A 17,944-nucleotide genomic window follows, 5' to 3' on the forward strand; every position below is an offset into this window, starting at 1 on the left:
TTCTCCATGGGCGCAAGCATTCTCACTGCGCGGAACCTTAGCAAAGTGGTTCCCAGCGCGGAAGGTGAACTGACCATCCTTCATGAACTCAGCCTGGAGCTGAACCAGGGCGACAGCCTGGCCATAGTCGGCGCCTCGGGTTCCGGAAAATCCACACTGCTCGGTTTGCTGGCAGGACTCGACCTGCCCAGTAGTGGTGAGGTCACCCTCGCCGGCCAGGCCTTGAGTCGCCTGGATGAAGATCAGCGAGCACGGGTCAGGGCCGAGCACGTTGGGTTCGTGTTTCAATCCTTCCAGTTGCTCGATAGCCTCAACGCCCTGGAAAACGTCATGCTGCCCCTGGAACTGGATGGCCGCCGCGACGCCCGTGAGCGCGCCACCGAGCTGCTGCGACGGGTCGGCCTCGGCCAGCGCCTGAGCCACTCGCCTCGCCAGCTTTCCGGCGGTGAGCAACAACGAGTAGCCATCGCCCGGGCCTTTGCCGCCGAACCCGACGTGCTGTTTGCCGACGAACCTACCGGCAACCTCGACAGCCACACCGGTGAACGCATCAGCGACCTGCTGTTCGAACTCAACAAGGAGAGCGGCACGACCCTGGTGCTGGTGACCCATGATGAACGCCTGGCCCATCGTTGCCGGCGCCTGATCCGTCTTGAAGCGGGCTTGCTGGTCGCCCCTCTGGAGCCTTGATGGCACGTCTGCCGCTGTTGCGTCTGTTCAGCCTCGCCCTGCGCCAGCTGTTGCGCGATGCCCGCGCCGGGGAGTTACGGGTGCTGTTCTTTGCCTTGCTGGTGGCTGTGGCGGCGAGCACCGCCATTGGTTATTTCGGCGCCCGCCTGAACGGCGCCATGCTGCTGCGGGCCACCGAGTTTCTCGGGGCTGATCTGCTTCTGGAGGGCAGCTCACCGGCACGCCCGGAGCAGGTCGACAGCGGGCGTGCACTGGGACTCGATCATGCCCGCATAGTCGAATTCTCCAGCGTTATCGCCACCGACAATGGCATCCAGCTGTCGAGTATCAAGGCAGTGGACAATGCCTACCCACTACGCGGCCAACTCAAGAGCGCGGCAGCGCCCTACGGCATTGAAGAGCCCGGTGGAGGTCCAAAGGCCGGTGAAGCCTGGGTCGAATCACGCCTGCTGACCGCGCTGAATCTGAAGATCGGCGACAGCATCGACGTCGGCACGCACCCCCTGCGGCTGGCTCGGGTCCTGACCTATGAGCCCGACCGAGCCGGCAACTTCTATAGCCTGACGCCTCGAGTGCTGATCAGCCTGGACGACCTGCAAGCCACCGGCGTCGTCCAGCCGGGTAGCCGGGTCAGCTACAAGGAGCTCTGGCGCGGCCCGGCACTGGCCCTAGAGAGCTATCGCCAACTGATCAAGCCGGGCCTGGCGCCCAACCAGCGACTGCAGGATGCCCGCGATGGCAACCAGCAGATTGGCGGCGCCCTGGGCAAGGCCGAGCGTTACCTGAACATGGCCAGTCTGGTAGCCGTGTTGCTATCCGGGGTCGCCGTCGCCTTATCGGCCAATCGTTTCGCAGCCCGGCGCTTCGATGCCAGCGCTTTGCTACGCTGCCTCGGTCTGTCGCGACGGGAAACCATGTTGCTGTTCAGCGTGCAATTGGGACTTCTGGGGCTCCTGGCCAGCGTCAGCGGCGCACTGCTGGGGTGGTTGGCCCAACTTGGCCTGTTCTATCTGCTGCATGACCTGCTGCCCAGCGATGTGCCTCCAGGTGGCCTGCTCCCGGCCATTGCCGGCATTGGCACCGGGTTGGTGGCCCTGGCAGGGTTTGCCCTACCGCCCCTGGCTGCCTTGGGGCGGGTCCCGCCACTTCGCGTGTTACGTCGTGACCTGCTGCCAAATCCTTCCAGTACCTGGATGATCTACGGCGCTGCCCTGTTTGCCCTGGGCCTGATCATGTGGCGCCTGAGTCTGGATCTGATCCTGACCTTTGCACTGCTCGGCGGTGGGCTGGTAGCTGCACTGGTACTGGGTGGGTTACTGCTTCTGGTGCTGCAAAGCCTGCGTCGTCTGCTGGCCCGCTCCTCCCTGCCCTGGCGCCTGGGGCTGGGCCAGTTGCTGCGGCATCCCCTGGCGGCAGCCGGACAGTCCCTGGCCTTTGGTCTGATTCTGCTGTCCATGGCATTGATCGCCCTGCTGCGGGGCGAACTGCTCGATACCTGGCAGAACCAGTTGCCGAAAAATGCCCCCAATTACTTTGCACTGAATATCCTACCCGCCGAAAAACAGGCTTTTAGCGAACGCCTGGTACAACTTTCAGCCCCTTCGGCACCGCTGTATCCAGTGGTTCCCGGACGCCTGGTGAGCATCAACGGCGAGCCTGTAAGGGAGATAGTCAGCAAGGACTCCAGTGGCGACCGCGCGGTACAGCGCGACCTGAGCCTGACCTGGGCCGCCGACCTGCCGGCCGGCAACCGCATCACCGAAGGCAACTGGTGGTCAGCGCAGCCCGCCGACGCTGTGCCCGGCGTATCGGTGGAGGCCAAGGTTGCACAAAGCTTGAAACTGAAGCTGGGCGACCAACTGACCTTCACGGTCGCGGGCGTTAATCGGGAAGCCCGGGTTACCAGCCTGCGCAGCATCAACTGGGACAACTTCCAACCGAACTTCTTCATGATCTTCCAGCCAGGCACCCTGAAAGACCTGCCTGCCACCTACCTGACCAGCTTTTATCTGAGCCCGGGACACGACCAGCAGGTCATCGAGCTATCCAGGGCCTTTCCAGCGGTGACTATTCTTCAAGTGGAGGCCTTGCTGGAGCAACTGCGCAGCATCCTGGCCCAGGTCACTCTGGCAGTGGAGTATGTATTGCTGTTTGTCCTTGCGGCGGGAATGGCAGTGCTGTTTTCCGGCCTGCAGGCCACGTTGGACGAGCGCATTCGCCAAGGCGCCCTATTACGCGCGCTCGGTGCCGAGAGGCGGTTGCTGGTCAAGGCTCGGCGGATCGAGTTCGGTCTTCTCGGCGCCGTCAGCGGCCTGCTGGCAGCCCTGGGTAGCGAACTGGTCAGCCTGGTGCTTTACCGATTCGCCTTCGACCTGCCCTGGCACCCACATCCCTGGCTATTGCTGCTGCCGCTGATAGGCGCCCTGTTGGTGGGCGGGGCCGGGGTTTTCGGCACCCGCCGGGCATTGAACGCCAGCCCGTTGAGCGTCCTGCGCGAAGGGTGAAGAGCAACAGCTCGCCAGCACAGGCTGGCGAGCCTACTTCTCATAGTCGATCTGATTGATCCACCAGCAGGTTTCGCCAGCCGGCGTATGAACAATGGCCTCGTCGCCCACTTCCTTCTTCAGCAGCGCCCTGGCCATGGGCGAGTCGATGGAAATGTAGTCCTTGCGCAGATAGATCTCGTCGTATCCAACGATACGAAAGCGCTTGATCTCGGCAGCCTCGTTTTCCACTTCTACCCAGGCGCCAAAGAACACTCGCCCTTCCTGCTCTGGCGCGTAGGAAACCACCTTCATGTCTTCCAGACGCTTGCGTATGTAACGCACCCGGCGATCAATTTCCCGCAAGAGTTTTTTGTTGTACTGATAGTCCGCGTTCTCACTGCGGTCACCCAATGACGCGGCCCAAGTGACCTTCTGGGTAATATCCGGGCGCTTCTCCCGCCACAGATAATCCAACTCCTGCTTCAGAGCGTCGTAACCATCCTGTGTGATGAGCTTAGTACTCAATTGGCTTGTCACCTTCCAGCCTTGTACATGCTGTTCTGTTATTTGAATGAGCTGATGCACTCGGCCCGTCATGGGAGGGTTGTTACGCCCCCTTCTCCCAGCCTGTCAGCACTATCAGATTTGTCCGATTTAGATTTCAGAGAGGTCAGCCAATCATAGAGCCAAACAGCTGAGGCTTACGGCACAAGACACACCTTAAGTAACAGTGTTTGCATCCAGCCTGAGGCACAACTTGAAACCTACTTATCCAAAGCACCCGCCAATACTGACCAACACCTCTAAAAACAAAGGGAACGCACTAAATGGGCAACATCATTATCGTCGATGACCATCCTCTGATTCGACTGGCCATCAGGTCGGTGCTGGAACCCCACCATCACACCATCGTTGCCGAAGCCGACAACGGTGCGGACGCGGTGCAACTGGTGCGAAAGCACATGCCGGACCTGTTGATCCTCGACCTGGGTATTCCCAACCTGGACGGCTTTTCGGTCATCGCCCATATCAAGTCCGCGGACCTGCTTGTAAAAACCCTAGTTCTGACTTCCAGTGACTCGAAGAACTTCGCCCTGCGATGCCTGCAAGCGGGAGCCGCGGGATTTCTGTGCAAGACTGAAAACCTTCACGAGCTGGCCAATGCGGTTAAAGCCATTCTGTCCGGGTACAGCTACTTCCCGGAAGACACCATCAATATCCTGCAGCAAAACACCAATGCCGCCAGTCAGGAGAGCGTGTTGATCTCGCGCCTGACCGATCGCGAGATCACGGTGCTGAAGCTCCTGGCAAGCGGCCTCAACAACCAGCAGATTGCCGACGCTCTGTTGATCAGCCACAAGACCGTCAGTACCTACAAGGTTCGCTTGCTCAAGCGCTTCAACATTTCCAACCTCGTAGCGCTGGCCGATCTGGCAAAACGTAACGCCGTAGTTTGAACATTAACCCGTTGTCGCTTCACTCATGACCAGCAGTAACTGCAACCGGGACTATCCCAATCAGTGCTTGTTAGGTGGGGTCACAATCTGAATACGGCGCAGTTCAGCAACAAACTGTACAGCGCCGCCGAAACCTCTATGTAACTAGCGGCGAATGATCAGGCCTTGGCGAGCGACGCGGGTCAGTTGCTTGATGACTTCAGCAGCATCCGCTGCACTGGGGGCCGGAATGACCGCCAGATCAAAGCTATCGCTGGCAAAACGTGCCAGAGACTCGCCCTCTTCAACAAACTGAATCAAAAAGGCCGCCGGGCCCGGGGAACGCCGTGGCCAGCCGTCGAGGTAACGCAACAAGGTGGGTTGATGTTTGCCGCCAAGAAGGATTTTCGGGTTGCGCTGGGAAAGACTCGCCGTGATCGGCGCAAGACGTACAAGGGGGCGTGGTGCATTCATCGTATTGTGTCTCTGCCTCAAGTTTCTGCCGGGCAGGTGAGAGGCAACACCGAACCAGCGCTTTAGCGGTATTTCGAAGCCAGAATATAGCTTCTAACAGTGATCTTTCGACTCACTTGGCGCCCCGCAAGTAGCTGTTTAAATCGGCGCATGAGCAGCATCCTAGAGAAGCCAGCAGGTCAGTGTCAAGATTTCCCAACAACGAAAAAGGCCTGCATTGGCAGGCCTTGGAAATTTTCCTGGCAGTTGATCCAGAGCCGCCGAAGACCAACTTGACGGATGAATCGAGCTCGTCAAATCACTTGGTTATTGCTGCATCCACAGACAACTTGCCAGCACCTTCGAACAGGACCGCGACAGTACCGCCCAGCAGAGCCAGGGCGAACTCATAGCCGTTATTGGCCATGAACAAACCATTGCCGATATGCACCGAGAAGATCGCCACCAACAAGGTAAAGGACAAGCCCAGAGCTGCCGGACGCGCCAGCAAGCCAATGACCAGCGCCAAACCAGCGAAGAACTCGGTACCACCTGCCAACAACGCCATTAGATACCCAGGAGCCAGACCAATGCTTTCCATCCACTGAGCCGTTCCCGCCAGACCGCCTCCCCCGAACCAGCCAAAGAGTTTCTGCGAACCGTGGGCCGCAAAGATGATACCGACGAAGATCCGCAAGACGCTCAAGCCGTAACCAGCGCGAGTACTCAGTAGGTTTTTGATCAATGTGCTCATGCTCTGTAGTCCTGTGTATGGTGGGGAAGTTGGTCGCCATATTAATCAATTTTTATCATGCTAAAAGCGCAAAAAACCCAAGATAAAAATCAGTTTTTTCGATTATTTGCGAGACGCAACTTTTCGCTCCTGAGGCTCCAGAGAGCCTCGCTCACGGTCAAAGGCCAGATAGTATTTATTGACGCTATTAACATAGCTGACCGCGCCCATGCCCACCTGCTCCATGGCAATACGCTCAACCTGGAAAAACCATTGATTGGGATTCAGTCCACGGCGCCGGGCCTCGCTGCGCATTCCTTGTACCCGTTCCGGGCCCATGTTGTAGGCCGCCAGGACGAACGCCATGCGCTCGCGTTCGTTAAGCTTGGGGCTGGAGAAGAACTTACGGCGGATCATCGCCAGGTACTTGGCACCGGCCTGAACATTGTTGTCCAGAGACTGGATATTGTTGACCCCGACCCTTTGCGCCGCCGAAGGCGTGATCTGCATCAGCCCGGTTGGACCGCTGCCGCTCCTGGCGCTGGGCTGCAAGGCCGACTCCTTGAAAGCCAGGGCCGCCAGATTCAGCCAGTCCATACCCTGCTCCCCCGCATGCTTCTGCAACACCGGCCGCAGTTTTTCCAGGCGCTGTCGATCGGCCCGAGCCAGGGGGTAATGCACCTGGTACTGGCGACGATAGATGCGCAAGAAGGCTACATCCTGGTCCGCTGGAGTCTTATAGGTCTTGAGGAAACGATCGATACTTGCCCGCAACATCGAGGCATCGCACCGGACAAACCAGTGCTCCTCTCCCGGCTCACTGATCTTCAATTGCCTGTCAAAACGCAACTTGGGCAGGATCTTGCTCCAACGCTCGGCAATCGGCTGCTCGACAATGGTCAGGTGGAAGATCCCGCCCTGGACCATTTCCAGCACATCTTCCACCGCCAGACTGGGGTCCACCCACTCGACCTTGATCGGCGCCAGCTTGTGCAACGCAAGTTTCTGATTGATCTGACTCACCGCATCCCCTGCGGCGCTACCGGTGGTCAGGGTCAGAGTCTTGCCGGACAGCTGTTCGATACGCGTATAACGACGCTCGCCCTTGATCCCCACCAGCAGTAAGGGAACATTGCTGACGATCGGATCGCTGGAACTGACCGCATGCCCTGGCTGAGCCTCCAACAACTCACCGGGAGCCACCAGATCCCCTTCTCCTCGCTGCAAGGCGCCAAGCAGTTGATCCTTGGCTTTGGGAATGATCTTGAGGCTGATTTCCTGACCGTCACGGGCATGGCCGTTGAGATACTGCTCGAACGAGCGCAGACGATGGTACTCGACGCCAATGGCCTGGCCCTGGACTTCACCGGAACTATTGCGGCTCTGGTTGACCAGTACCCGCAGAACCCGACTGCTGCGGATCTCCGCCAGGTCGCGGACCTTTCCCGCAGCCTGGGTTTCCGACGGCCCCGCCAAGCGCGCCATGGCCGGCAATGGCAGTAGCAACGTCAGGCACAGCGCGAGCAATATCGAGGGTCGGGTCATCCGTTCTCCGCAAAGAATACTGTTCAACCCTTCGTCGTTTTTTGAAGAATTGATCGACAGAAACAGAGCGCCATGAGCACTGGCAAGGTGCGAAAGACAAACGCAATGGCAGTAAAAAGCCTGAGCACTACGTTCTTCCGGCAACAAAAGACAGCGTTAACTCGTTGTAGTTCTTGGTTTTTCTTATAAATCTACAGCTCTGATATGCTTTCCGGCCGCAGGCGGAGATAGCACCATGCAACTCATCGATATCGGCGTCAACCTGACCAATCCCTGTTTTGCTGAAAAACACCAAGCCGTTCTCGATCGTGCTTATGAGGCTGGGATCTGCCAATTGGTCCTGACCGGAACCAGCGTCGAAGGTAGCGAACAGGCCCTGGAACTGTGCCAGCAACTGGACAGCAACGGGCAGCGACTGTTCGCCACCGCGGGCCTGCACCCTCACGCTGCCAGCGACTGGAATGCCGACAGCTCGCGGCGTTTGCGCGCTTTGCTCAGCGAGCCACGGGTACGTGCAGTGGGCGAATGCGGACTGGACTTCAATCGCGACTTCTCCCCCCGCCCACAACAGGAAAAAGTCCTGGAAGAACACTTGTCCCTGGCGGCCGAGCTGCAACTGCCGGTGTTCCTCCACGAGCGCGACGCCAATCAGCGTCTGCTGGATATCCTGCGGGACTTTCGTGACCGTTTGCCAGCAGCCGTGGTGCATTGTTTCACCGGTGAACAACGGGCGCTGTTCAGTTACCTTGATCTTGACCTGCACATCGGCATCACCGGCTGGATCTGCGACGAACGCCGGGGCACCCACCTGCACCCACTGGTACGCAACATTCCCCGCGGGCGTCTGATGCTGGAAAGCGATGCTCCCTATCTGCTGCCGCGCAGTCTGCGACCAAAACCGAAGAACGGCCGTAACGAACCGGCCTATCTGACCGAGGTCTTGAGGGAAGTGGCACTGCACCGGGAAGAGACCCCGAAACACCTGGCCAACCACAGCACCGCCTGCTCCAGAGCTTTCTTCCGCTTGCCAGAGATTGCTTGACTCATATCAAGATTTTTCCGAGATCATGACGGCACAATAATGGCACCTTGCCAATACTGTTCCGCTCAATCAGAGAAAACCTTCTATGGGTGCCTGGCTTAGCAATATCTCGTTGAAATACAAATTCTGGGCGGTCAATGCGGTCGCCTTTGTCACCACCTTGCTATTGGTGCTGTACGCCGTGCAACTGGAGCAGCAGGCACGTAGCCAGACCGCCCAGGCCGCCGCCCATAGCCAGGCCCTGCTGCTCAATGCCTGGCCTGCAGGACAGCCCCTGCCCACCGATGAACACCTACTGACTTTCTCCCAGGGACAGACGCCCAGTTTCAACGACCAGGCGTTGCCCGAGCTGAACGGCGCCAACGGCTGGATCGAGATCAACCACATGCCGCTGTTCGGTACCAACCCGTTGCTGGGCGCCGAAGTCGTCCATCGCGCCGACGGCCAGCAGGTCGCAGTCCTGGCCCGCGCTCCAAGCCTGGCCCAGGTCTTCAGTGACCGCTTCACCAACTATGCAGCGGCCGTATTCATCCTGATGTTCGCCATGCTCTGCGCCTCGCAGTTGCTGATTCGCTTTCTCCTCAGCCAACTCAATACCCTCAAGGACGTCATGCTGCACGTTGAGAAGACCGGTGATCTGTCTGCCCGCGTACCGCTCTCCTGTAAGGACGAGGTGGGCCAGATGGCCAGCGCGTTCAACGCCATGCAGGCCGGCTACCAACGGGTGGTGAATACCGTGGCCAATACCGCTCGCCAATTGGATCAGGGCGCCGCGCGCCTAGCCTCAAGCATGAATGATGTACGCCACGGCATGCTCGGCCAGCAGAGCGAAACCGATCAGGCCGCCACCGCCATCAACGAAATGTCCGCCACCGTCTACCACATTGCCCAGCATGCAGGTGCCACTCGTGACCTGTCGCAAACTGCCGACACCCTGGCCGGCACTGGCCATGAAGTGGTCGGCCGAGTGCAGAAATCCATCGCAGGGCTGTCCAGTGGCGTGCAACAAACTGCCGAGATGATTCAGAAACTCGCCGAGGACAGCCAGAAAATCAACGGCGTGGTCAACGTCATCCACAGCATCGCCGAGCAAACTAACCTGCTGGCGCTCAACGCCGCCATTGAGGCCGCACGGGCCGGCGAAATGGGTCGCGGCTTTGCCGTGGTGGCAGATGAAGTACGCAACCTGGCCAAACGCGTACAGGCCTCGACCGACGAAATCACCGGCATGGTGTCCGCCCTGCAAGCCGGTACCCGCGATGCGGTGGACTTCATGCAGGAAAGCTCGTTCAAAGCTGACGACTGCGTGCAACAGGCACAGGAAGCCGGGGCGGCACTGGCGGAAATCACCGGCGCGGTGGCACAGATGCGCGAAAGCAACACTCAGATCGCCGTCGCCGCGGAACAGCAGAGCCAGGTGGCCGAAGAAATGAATAGAGCGGTGGTCAGCATTCGCGATGTTACCGAAAACACCGTGCAACAGACCGTTGCTTCCGCCACGACCAGCAGTGAACTGGCGACCCTGGCCGGCGAATTGAGCAAGGCCATCGGCCAGTTGAAGCTCTGATCCGCCAGCATGAGCCGCTACCCCGTAGCAGCCACCTGCCCTCACCCCACTGGCTATCGAACCGATAGCCAGCCTTGATTCGCCGCCAAACCGACTGCGCCCTATTCTTGGTCCATGAGTTTTCAAGCACTAAGGATGATCATCATGGGCAAACGTCACCCCAACCTCCCCGCCTGGCAATGGCGCGTCTACCCGCACAGCCACCAGCATCCGACCAACCTGGTTTTGCACCTGATCGCCGTCCCGCTGTTCATTGTCGGTTTTCTGCTGATTGCTTCGGGAGTGTTCTCCCTGAGTTTCCTGAGCCTGGCCATTGGCGTGCTCGGAGTGCTGGCTGCCCTCGGTTTGCAGCGTCACGGCCATAGCCTGGAGGCACAAGCCGGCGAACCATTCAGCGATCGCAAAGATGCAGTGCAACGCCTGCTGATGGAGCAGTTCGTGACCTTTCCACGCTTTGTCCTCAGCGGTGCCTGGTGGCGCGCCTGGCGGCAACGCCACCGTCACTGACGGATCAGGCGAAGATGGTTACCGTCTGCCGACTCAGGGCAATCAGTTGCCCCTCAGGACTCCACAACGCGGCGGCAGCGTGCCCGTAGCCATCACGGGCATGCTCGATTTCCACCCGGTACTTGCACCAGTCCAGGGTGCTGATTGACAACAACGGCTGGACGAATTCGATGGTCCAGGTCAGGGTGCTGCCCGCCGCTGGCTTGTTCAAATGCGGCAACAGGGCCGGCGGCCAGGCATCCACCAGCGCCAGGATATGCGCCTCGGTCACCGGCTCCTCTTTGACATCCCCCCGCAGGCGCACCCAGCCCCCCATGTCCCGGGAACGGTTGCCAGTGAAGGGCATACCGCCGATGCTCCAGCGCATTGCCAAATGACGCATGAATTCCGGCGTCACGCCCTTGATGTAGGGCAGTTCCTGGCACTCCTCCCAATGCTTCATCTCAGGCGCCGGAAGTGCGCCGACACTGACCACAGACTCGCGGGAAGCGCCAAAGCTGCCCTGCACCAGGGTCACCACTTGGCCGTCCTGCATGACGCGTCCCAGCACCTGGCTGACAGCCTTGCCTTCGCGCAGCACATCCACTTCAAAACTGACCGGTACATCCGGTGACACTGGGCCGACAAAGGTGACCGCCAAGGAACGTACCGGCCGGTCCAGCGGGACCTTGGCCCGCATCGCTTCGTACTGCAAGGCAACCACCAGGCCACCAAAACTGGCACGCCCCTGAGCCCACTCGGGCGGAATGGTCAACGCCTGGGGCTGGCCGCGTACGGCCTCAAGCAAATCGTAAAAACGCATGAAAACCTCGAGGGGCAAAAAATTGACTCAAGGATCTTAACCAGCGTCGCAGAGCCGCACAGCCACTATTCTGGCCAAAGCAGCGGACAGATAAGCCGCACAACGGTAGTCAGTTCCTGAAGCAATCGCCATGAAGCTTGTCCAGTACCTGGTCGGCGCGGGCCTGGGACTTGTGCATGGTTTTACGCCAGGTGGCGACACAGGGCAGCAAGTCCGTCTGCTGTTCGGCCTGAGCCAGCCATTGCCAGCAATCATGCCAATCCCCCAATGCCCCCTGGGCTGCCTTGAGGCGTTTCATGGCTTGGGGTGGCAAACGATCCAGTTCGGGGTATGCATCGGCGGCGTAGCGCACACGCTTGATCAACAGTCGCAGGCGATGCCGGTCGTGGGCGGGATCACGCAACGCCTCACCCAGGGCTTTCCACTGCTTGGACAAGCGTTTTTCAATCTTTCCTCGTAAACCACGCAGCAGACCCTGACGCTCGGAGGCCCGTAGAAACCGCGGAAACGCATCCAGCACCAGAAACAACTGCGCCAACGGCGGCCCGGCGGCGATCGCCGAATACTCCCCTTGCAACTGAGCGGTACGACGCTCGGCGGCAGCATGCAGGCCATGCTGATACAGATAAGCGGCCAACACTTCGCGGTCACGAATCGGCGTCGTCAGCTGTCCCACCTCACTGGCTGCAGCCTCCAACTGCTCGACACCAGGCAAACCGCGCAATGGACGCAACAAGCTGCGCAAGCGGCGCACAGTGATACGCAAGTCATGCAGTGCCTCGGCATCAGTGGCGGCAGCCAGCCGCGCCTGACAAGCCAGCAAGCTCACTTCCAGGCTCAGGATCTGAACCACCAATCGATCAACCAAGGCAGACATCAGGCTTTCCCCAATACGGCTCACAAGCCCGATGTGGGCTTATCCGACTCAAGAATGACACCCCAGGCCCAAGAACGGCGTTGCGCCATGTCATTGGGGTCCAGGGTGGAGATTCACCGCTTCAGCGTAGCGGCTGGCGCGGCTCAGCGCCCGGCGCGGGACTCACGAATATAGAAGCGCGCCTTCTCGGCTTTCTTGGTGCACCCTTCAAAGGCTTCGAATTGCTGCTGAGTCTTGGCCCCCGTCAGCAACGACAAGGCCTTTGAATAACTCACAGTGCCGGCGAAACCTTCAGCCTTGGCCAGGTCCAGCTCGCGCCAGGCGGCGTCCAGCTGAGTGCCACAGCTGTCCCGGTAGGCGGTCTTGCCTGCGCAACCGGTCAGTACCAATGCCATCAGGGGCAAGCAGATCCAGGCTTTCATCAATGACACCTCAAGAAAAGAAAACAGTCGTACAGGGTAAGACGATGGCCGCGTAAAAAAGTGCCTGACGCAACCCTTGGAAAATATAGCCGCAGGAGCATAGCCGCGCGGCCCGAGCCCCCCAAGGAAAAAACACCGGACAGGTCCGGCCTTACATCAGCAATTGAACCCCAGGCCGCTATGGGTGCATTGTTGCAACCTGTTTGGCGAAAGGACGAATCATGAACAAACGTGTCGCATTGGTCCTCGGCTCGGGAGGCGCTCGCGGGTACGCCCATATCGGGGTCATCGAGGAGATCGAAAGACGCGGGTATGACATCGCCTGCATCGCCGGTTGCTCCATGGGCGCCGTGGTGGGCGGCATCTATGCCGCAGGCAAGCTCGCCGAGTATCGGGAGTGGATCGAAAGCCTGGATTACCTTGATGTACTGCGCCTGGTGGACGTGAGTTTCCGCCTGGGGGCGATTCGCGGCGAGAAAGTCTTCGGCCAGATCCGCAAGATCGTCGGTGAAGTGAATATCGAAGAGCTGCGCATTCCCTACACCGCGGTAGCCACTGACCTGACCAACCAACAGGAAATCTGGTTCCAGGAAGGCTGCCTGCATCAAGCCATGCGCGCGTCCGCAGCCATCCCAAGCCTGTTCACCCCGGTGATGCAGGGTAACCGCATGCTGGTGGACGGCGGTCTGCTCAACCCGCTGCCGATCGTGCCAGTGGTCTCCAGCCACTGCGACCTGATCATCGCGGTCAACCTCAACTCCACCAACCAGCGCCATTATCAGTTACCGGTGATCCAGCGCCCCCCGGCGTTCAAAAGCCGCTTTGACAGCCTGATCAACTCCCTGGGCTCGCACCTGCCGTTCCGGCGTAAACAGGCCGAACAACTATTGCTGCTGGAACAGGAGGCCTTCAAGAGCCAAGCCGCCGAGATCAATCCCTGGGTCGAAGGTGCCGAACCGGAATCCCAGCAACCGGCTGCTGCGCCAGAAACCGACGGCGCGCCCAAGTCCGCCAGCGGTTCGTTCATCATCGACAACGTCGGTCCGGCCTCGCTACTGGACCTGGTGAACCAGAGCTTCGAGGTCATGCAGACGTCCCTGGCCCAATACAAGATCGCCGGCTATCCACCGGACATATTGATCAACGTGCCCAAGCGTGTGTGCCGGTTCTTCGAGTTCTACAAGGCCCCGGAACTGATCGCCCTGGGTCGTGAAATCGCCAGCGATACCCTGGACCGCTACGAACAGGAACAATAGCAAGCCCCGACATTCCAGCCCTCTAAGGCTCAGGGCTCGCTTCCCAAGAGACGGTAGCCAACACCCGCCTCGGTGACGATGAACCGTGGTTGGGTCGGATCATCCGCCAGTTTCTGGCGTAAATGCCCGACCACGATCCGCAGGTAATGACTGTCCTCGGTGTGGGTCGGCCCCCAGATGTCCTTGAGCAGCTGCTGTTGGGTGATCACCCGACCGGGGTGTCGTGCCAGTTGCGCCAGCACAGCGTACTCCTTGCGCGTCAGGGCCACTTCCTGGCCATCGAGCAGTACCCGACGGTAGGCCAGGTCCACCGTCAGCGGCCCAACTTGCAACGCCGCTTCCTGCACCTCCCCCACCGGCGCCTGGCGCAACAGGGCGCGGATGCGTGCCAGGAACTCCTGGATGCCGAAAGGCTTGGTCACGTAATCGTTGGCGCCACCGTCCAGGGCTTCGACCTTCTGCACCTCGCTGGCACGCACCGAAAGCACCAGCACGGGCACCGTCGACCACTCACGAAACTCGCGCAGTACCTGCTGGCCATCCATGTCCGGAAGCCCCAGGTCGAGCACCAGCAGATCCGGCTTGTTCAGTGCCGCCTGGGCCAGGCCCTCGGTACCGGTACCGGCTTCAATCACTTTGTATCCTTGGGACGCCAAGCTGATGCGCAGGAACTTGCGGATCTGCGGCTCGTCGTCGATGACCAGGATGGTCGCGGTCTGGCTCATGGGTTCAATTCAAGACAAATAAGAGGCAAAAGAGTAGCGCAAGGCTGCTCCGGTAATCCCGGTAGCGCTTGCGTTACGAGGTATGACTGCGTTCTACAGGTATTCACAGATCCTGCTCAAGCTCCGGCTGGGTTTGCAATGGCAAGTGCAAGGTGATGCAGGTGCCATGGCCGTCAATGCCATCGGCGACACTGATATGCCCGCCGTGGGCACCAACCATGCCCTGGCAAATCGCCAGGCCCAGCCCCGTTCCCTGCCCTCCCCGATCGCCACGGGCAGCGGTATAGAACATGTCGAAGATCTTCGCCCGCTCCTCTTCGGGAATCCCCGGGCCCTCATCGCTGACGGCAAAGCTCAATTCATGCTCATCGGCACTGACCTTGAGTTGCAGGCGACCCTGGTTTGGCGAAAAGCGTGCGGCGTTCTCCAGGACATTGACCAGTGCCTGCTCGATCAGGGCGGCATGCACATGGAGCAACGGCAGGTCCGGTGGCAACTCGGTGCTCACCTGCAGCGGCGCCAGCACCGCACGCAGGCGGTTCAGGGCGCTGCCGACTATGTCCCCAGGCGCGACCCAGTCGCGAGCCAGTTTCAACGCACCATGGCCGAGCCGGGTCATGTCCAAGAGGTTCTGGATGTAGCGATCCAGGCGCTCGGCCTCATCCCGCGTGCCTTCCAGGAGTTCGCGCCGGTCTTCCAGGGGAATCGCCTCCCCCAGCGCCAACAGGCTGTCGATGCTGCCGCGCATCGAAGTCAGCGGTGTGCGCAGATCGTGGGACACAGAGGCCAGCAAGGCACTGCGTAACTGTTCGGTTTCACCGTGCAGTCGCGCCGCCTCCAAATCCTCCGCCAAACGCGCCCGAGCCAGCGCCTGGGCCAGGGGCTGGCTGAGGGCGGTGAGCAGGCGGCGACGCTGGCCACTGAACTCTTCGCCTTCCCTGGGACAGACACCCAACAACCCCAAGGGGCCGTCATCCACCGATAATGGCCACCACCACCAACGCCCGAAGGGCAAGGTCCCGGTCCCCAGCCCCGCAGGCTGATCGTGCTGCCAGGCCCAATCGGCCGCCGCACGCTCAGCCTCGGAGAACTGCGGCGAGCCACCGGTTTCGACTTTCCAGCACCCCTGCCCGTCGCGATTAAGCAGGCAGATACGCAACTCATCACGCCCATGCAGGTGCTGGGCTGCGGCACTGATCACCGCTTGCCGGTCAGTGGCAGCGGTGAGCTTGCGTGACAGGTCCAACAGTTCACCGGTTTCCTCCTGGGTCTCGCGCAGGGCCTGCAACTGCCGCCGCTGGCGCGCCGCCAGGTTGCCGGTGAGCGCAGCCATGAGTAGGAAAAACAGCAGAGTCAGCACATCCTCTTCACGCTGGATGGCAAAAGAGAAACTCGGCGGGATAAACAGGAAGTCATAACTCAAGAACGACAGCGCCGCGCAAGCTAGGGCCGGCCCCAGGCTGCTGCGCACGGCCACCAGCAACACTGCGGCAAGAAACACCAGGGAAATGTTCGGCAACGGCAGCACACTGGCCACCCCCCAGGCCAGGGCACTGGCCAACACGGTCGCCAACAGCGCCAGGGCATAGTCGAACCACAACAGCGAATGCTTGGCTCGCAAACCCGGCTGATGGGGTTGTGGCTCGCTGTCCAGGACATTGATTTCCAGGCCATCGGCATTACGCAAGAGGCGCGCCGCCAGGCCACCACCAAACCAGCGCCGACGCCAGCGGCGGCTGGATTGCCCCACCAGCAACAGACTGGCGCGGCGTTCGCTGGCGTGCTGGATCAGGGTCTTGGCCACCTCGCCAGCCCGCAGCAGAACCACCTCCCCGCCCAGGCGCTCAGCCAATTGCTGCGCCGCCTGCAAGCGCAGGCGCGACTGCTCGTCCCGCAGCCGGCCGTTGTCCACATGCACCAGGCTCCAGGGCAAATGCCGACGCTGGGCCACACGACTGGCATGGCGCACCAGACGCTCGGCCTGGGCATCGCCATCAATGCCCACCAGCAAACGCCCACGCACCGCCGGAGCCGCCTGCCCCAACTGGCGATAGCCCAGGGCCAGGTCGTTATCCACTTGGGCCGCAGCAGTCTGCATCGCCAACTCCCGCAGCGCGGTGAGGTTGGTCTGGGTGAAAAAGGCATCGATGGCCGCCCGCGCCTGCTCCGGTACATAGACCTTGCCGTCCCGCAGGCGCTCCAGGAGCTCCCGCGGCGGCAGGTCCACCAGCAGCAATTCATAGGCTTCCTGCAGCACCCAGTCGGGCAGCGTCTCGCGGACCTGGACCCCAGTAATGCCGCGCACCTGATCGTTAAGGCTCTCCAGGTGCTGGACGTTGACCGTGGTGAACACGTCGATACCCGCCGCCAGCAGCTCCTGGATATCCTGCCAACGCTTGGCATGCCGGCTGCCCGGCGCATTGCTGTGGGCCAGTTCGTCCACCAGCACCAGCTTGGGCCGGGCCTTCAACAGACCATCCAGGTCCATCTCTTCGAGCACCACCCCACGGTATTCCGAGCGCACCAGGGGCTGCTGCGGCAAGCCGCTCAGCAGCGCTTCGGTCTCGGCACGACCATGGGTTTCCACTACCCCGGCGAGCACCTTGACCCCTTGGCGCATTTGCGTGTGGGCGGCCTGAAGCATGGCGTAGGTCTTGCCGACGCCAGGAGCGGCGCCAAGAAAGACCTTGAGCCGGCCGCGGCCATCCCGGGGCAGATCAGCAAGCAGCGCGTCGGCGCGGCCGGAATCACTCATGGGTTATCTCTCTGCAACAAAACAATCGGTTCAATCCGCACGCTAGACGCTGTCACCCGCACGAACGGCAGCGCTTACAGATTCTCCAGGGCCTGGTTCAGGGCCAGCACATTGACCACCGGCGGCCCCACCAGCGGCCGCTCGATATGTGCCTGCACCAGCGCCTGTAGCTTAGCCGCCGGCAGATTGCGCGCCGCCGCGACCCGCGCTAGTTGATAGTCAATCGCCTCGGGTGGCAAGTGCGGATCAAGGCCGCTGCCGGAGGTGGTCAGCAAGGCCAGCGGCACTGGCCCTTGACCTGGCACCTGGAGCTTTTGGGCATCGTCGATCACCCGCGTGGCCAGGGCCGGGTTGCTCGGCGCCAAGTTGCTGGCACCACTGGACACCGTGGCAAAGGCTCCTGCCGATGGGCGTGGATGAAACCAGGCATCACCGACAAAATCCTGGGCAATCAGGGTCGAACCACGCACCTTGCCCTGGGCATCACGCACCAGGCTGCCATTGGCCTGATCCGGGAACGCCACCTGGGCCACACCGGTCACCACCAGTGGATAGGCCACGCCGGTAATCACAGTCATCAACACAATTAGGCTCAAGGCCGGACGCAATACGCTAGTCATTTCTCAATCCTCGATTCATTCAATGCCG

Annotated in this window: 17 protein-coding genes; 7 read left to right on the plus strand and 10 right to left on the minus strand. The window is 60.7% G+C overall.

Features of this window, described 5'->3' with window-relative positions; translation table 11 throughout:
• The first annotated feature begins 6 nt into the window (after nucleotides 1-6).
• Nucleotides 7-690 carry an ABC transporter ATP-binding protein gene (locus DWF74_RS06610; RefSeq protein WP_102860886.1) on the plus strand — a complete coding sequence of 228 codons (684 nt, stop codon included), beginning with the start codon at nucleotides 7-9 and terminating at the stop codon, nucleotides 688-690.
• Nucleotides 690-3,194, plus strand: a complete 2,505-nt coding sequence (locus DWF74_RS06615; RefSeq protein WP_115580639.1) for an ABC transporter permease — start codon at nucleotides 690-692, stop codon at nucleotides 3,192-3,194. The genes DWF74_RS06610 and DWF74_RS06615 overlap by 1 nt, the downstream gene beginning before the upstream one ends.
• A gap of 33 nt (nucleotides 3,195-3,227) precedes the next feature.
• On the opposite strand, the gene greB is transcribed toward DWF74_RS06615, so the two are convergent.
• On the minus strand, nucleotides 3,228-3,701 hold the full coding sequence (gene greB, locus DWF74_RS06620; RefSeq protein WP_102860884.1) for a transcription elongation factor GreB: 474 nt from the start codon (nucleotides 3,699-3,701) through the stop codon (nucleotides 3,228-3,230).
• Between the two features lie 302 nt (nucleotides 3,702-4,003).
• On the opposite strand from greB, the gene DWF74_RS06625 reads away from it, so the two are divergent.
• The gene (locus DWF74_RS06625) at nucleotides 4,004-4,633 is read left to right on the plus strand and encodes a response regulator transcription factor (RefSeq protein WP_102860883.1); all 630 of its coding nucleotides are present in this window, start codon (nucleotides 4,004-4,006) and stop codon (nucleotides 4,631-4,633) included.
• A gap of 144 nt (nucleotides 4,634-4,777) precedes the next feature.
• Here DWF74_RS06625 and DWF74_RS06630 read toward each other — a convergent pair whose 3' ends face one another.
• From DWF74_RS06630 to DWF74_RS06640, 3 genes are all read right to left on the minus strand, one after another.
• On the minus strand, nucleotides 4,778-5,086 hold the full coding sequence (locus tag DWF74_RS06630; RefSeq protein WP_102860882.1) for a hypothetical protein: 309 nt from the start codon (nucleotides 5,084-5,086) through the stop codon (nucleotides 4,778-4,780).
• A 298-nt stretch (nucleotides 5,087-5,384) separates the two neighbouring features.
• Nucleotides 5,385-5,819, minus strand: coding sequence for a DoxX family protein (locus DWF74_RS06635; protein WP_102860881.1), 435 nt, complete (start codon nucleotides 5,817-5,819; stop codon nucleotides 5,385-5,387).
• Nucleotides 5,820-5,921: 102 nt separating this feature from the next.
• Entirely contained in the window at nucleotides 5,922-7,343 is a 1,422-nt protein-coding gene (locus tag DWF74_RS06640; protein ID WP_115580640.1) for a transglycosylase SLT domain-containing protein, read from the minus strand.
• 235 nt (nucleotides 7,344-7,578) lie between these two features.
• On the opposite strand from DWF74_RS06640, the gene DWF74_RS06645 reads away from it, so the two are divergent.
• The 3 genes from DWF74_RS06645 to DWF74_RS06655 all read left to right on the plus strand — a co-directional run bounded on the left by DWF74_RS06645 (nucleotide 7,579) and on the right by DWF74_RS06655 (nucleotide 10,459).
• Nucleotides 7,579-8,385 carry a TatD family hydrolase gene (locus DWF74_RS06645; RefSeq protein ID WP_115580641.1) on the plus strand — a complete coding sequence of 269 codons (807 nt, stop codon included), beginning with the start codon at nucleotides 7,579-7,581 and terminating at the stop codon, nucleotides 8,383-8,385.
• 85 nt (nucleotides 8,386-8,470) lie between these two features.
• A complete protein-coding gene (locus tag DWF74_RS06650) occupies nucleotides 8,471-9,952 on the plus strand; it encodes a methyl-accepting chemotaxis protein (protein ID WP_102860878.1) in 1,482 nt (493 codons plus the stop codon).
• A gap of 144 nt (nucleotides 9,953-10,096) precedes the next feature.
• On the plus strand, nucleotides 10,097-10,459 hold the full coding sequence (locus DWF74_RS06655; protein WP_102861005.1) for a terminase: 363 nt from the start codon (nucleotides 10,097-10,099) through the stop codon (nucleotides 10,457-10,459).
• Nucleotides 10,460-10,463: 4 nt separating this feature from the next.
• On the opposite strand, the gene DWF74_RS06660 is transcribed toward DWF74_RS06655, so the two are convergent.
• The 3 genes from DWF74_RS06660 to DWF74_RS06670 all read right to left on the minus strand — a co-directional run bounded on the left by DWF74_RS06660 (nucleotide 10,464) and on the right by DWF74_RS06670 (nucleotide 12,560).
• Entirely contained in the window at nucleotides 10,464-11,261 is a 798-nt protein-coding gene (locus DWF74_RS06660) for an acyl-CoA thioesterase (protein WP_102860877.1), read from the minus strand.
• Nucleotides 11,262-11,370: 109 nt separating this feature from the next.
• The gene (locus DWF74_RS06665; RefSeq protein WP_115580642.1) at nucleotides 11,371-12,138 is read right to left on the minus strand and encodes a CHAD domain-containing protein; all 768 of its coding nucleotides are present in this window, start codon (nucleotides 12,136-12,138) and stop codon (nucleotides 11,371-11,373) included.
• 143 nt (nucleotides 12,139-12,281) lie between these two features.
• On the minus strand, nucleotides 12,282-12,560 hold the full coding sequence (locus tag DWF74_RS06670; protein WP_102860875.1) for a hypothetical protein: 279 nt from the start codon (nucleotides 12,558-12,560) through the stop codon (nucleotides 12,282-12,284).
• A gap of 221 nt (nucleotides 12,561-12,781) precedes the next feature.
• Here DWF74_RS06670 and DWF74_RS06675 point away from each other — a divergent pair, with 221 nt between their 5' ends.
• Nucleotides 12,782-13,816, plus strand: coding sequence for a patatin-like phospholipase family protein (locus DWF74_RS06675; RefSeq protein WP_102880454.1), 1,035 nt, complete (start codon nucleotides 12,782-12,784; stop codon nucleotides 13,814-13,816).
• Nucleotides 13,817-13,845: 29 nt separating this feature from the next.
• On the opposite strand, the gene DWF74_RS06680 is transcribed toward DWF74_RS06675, so the two are convergent.
• The 3 genes from DWF74_RS06680 to kdpC all read right to left on the minus strand — a co-directional run bounded on the left by DWF74_RS06680 (nucleotide 13,846) and on the right by kdpC (nucleotide 17,916).
• Nucleotides 13,846-14,541 (minus strand): response regulator, encoded by a 696-nt coding sequence (locus DWF74_RS06680; RefSeq protein WP_102860873.1) that lies wholly within the window; start codon nucleotides 14,539-14,541, stop codon nucleotides 13,846-13,848.
• Nucleotides 14,542-14,644: 103 nt separating this feature from the next.
• Entirely contained in the window at nucleotides 14,645-17,296 is a 2,652-nt protein-coding gene (locus tag DWF74_RS06685; RefSeq protein ID WP_115580643.1) for a sensor histidine kinase, read from the minus strand.
• Nucleotides 17,297-17,370: 74 nt separating this feature from the next.
• The gene (gene kdpC, locus DWF74_RS06690; protein WP_102860871.1) at nucleotides 17,371-17,916 is read right to left on the minus strand and encodes a potassium-transporting ATPase subunit KdpC; all 546 of its coding nucleotides are present in this window, start codon (nucleotides 17,914-17,916) and stop codon (nucleotides 17,371-17,373) included.
• Nucleotides 17,917-17,944: the final 28 nt, after the last annotated feature.

It is taken from the genome of Pseudomonas protegens (assembly GCF_003363755.1).
Lineage (GTDB): Bacteria > Pseudomonadota > Gammaproteobacteria > Pseudomonadales > Pseudomonadaceae > Aquipseudomonas > Aquipseudomonas danubii.

What these genes read in the sequence shown, in the direction of transcription:
- DWF74_RS06615 (WP_115580639.1), top strand. Translation starts at nt 690, where the DNA reads ATGGCACGTCTGCCGCTGTTGCGTCTGTTCAGCCTCGCCCTGCGCCAG.
- DWF74_RS06685 (WP_115580643.1), bottom strand. Translation starts at nt 17,296, where the DNA reads ATGAGTGATTCCGGCCGCGCCGACGCGCTGCTTGCTGATCTGCCCCGG.
- DWF74_RS06610 (WP_102860886.1), top strand. Translation starts at nt 7, where the DNA reads ATGGGCGCAAGCATTCTCACTGCGCGGAACCTTAGCAAAGTGGTTCCC.
- DWF74_RS06625 (WP_102860883.1), top strand. Translation starts at nt 4,004, where the DNA reads ATGGGCAACATCATTATCGTCGATGACCATCCTCTGATTCGACTGGCC.
- DWF74_RS06660 (WP_102860877.1), bottom strand. Translation starts at nt 11,261, where the DNA reads ATGCGTTTTTACGATTTGCTTGAGGCCGTACGCGGCCAGCCCCAGGCG.
- DWF74_RS06645 (WP_115580641.1), top strand. Translation starts at nt 7,579, where the DNA reads ATGCAACTCATCGATATCGGCGTCAACCTGACCAATCCCTGTTTTGCT.
- DWF74_RS06635 (WP_102860881.1), bottom strand. Translation starts at nt 5,819, where the DNA reads ATGAGCACATTGATCAAAAACCTACTGAGTACTCGCGCTGGTTACGGC.
- kdpC (WP_102860871.1), bottom strand. Translation starts at nt 17,916, where the DNA reads ATGACTAGCGTATTGCGTCCGGCCTTGAGCCTAATTGTGTTGATGACT.
- DWF74_RS06650 (WP_102860878.1), top strand. Translation starts at nt 8,471, where the DNA reads ATGGGTGCCTGGCTTAGCAATATCTCGTTGAAATACAAATTCTGGGCG.
- DWF74_RS06630 (WP_102860882.1), bottom strand. Translation starts at nt 5,086, where the DNA reads ATGAATGCACCACGCCCCCTTGTACGTCTTGCGCCGATCACGGCGAGT.
- DWF74_RS06665 (WP_115580642.1), bottom strand. Translation starts at nt 12,138, where the DNA reads ATGTCTGCCTTGGTTGATCGATTGGTGGTTCAGATCCTGAGCCTGGAA.
- DWF74_RS06675 (WP_102880454.1), top strand. Translation starts at nt 12,782, where the DNA reads ATGAACAAACGTGTCGCATTGGTCCTCGGCTCGGGAGGCGCTCGCGGG.
- DWF74_RS06640 (WP_115580640.1), bottom strand. Translation starts at nt 7,343, where the DNA reads ATGACCCGACCCTCGATATTGCTCGCGCTGTGCCTGACGTTGCTACTG.
- DWF74_RS06670 (WP_102860875.1), bottom strand. Translation starts at nt 12,560, where the DNA reads ATGAAAGCCTGGATCTGCTTGCCCCTGATGGCATTGGTACTGACCGGT.
- DWF74_RS06655 (WP_102861005.1), top strand. Translation starts at nt 10,097, where the DNA reads ATGGGCAAACGTCACCCCAACCTCCCCGCCTGGCAATGGCGCGTCTAC.
- DWF74_RS06680 (WP_102860873.1), bottom strand. Translation starts at nt 14,541, where the DNA reads ATGAGCCAGACCGCGACCATCCTGGTCATCGACGACGAGCCGCAGATC.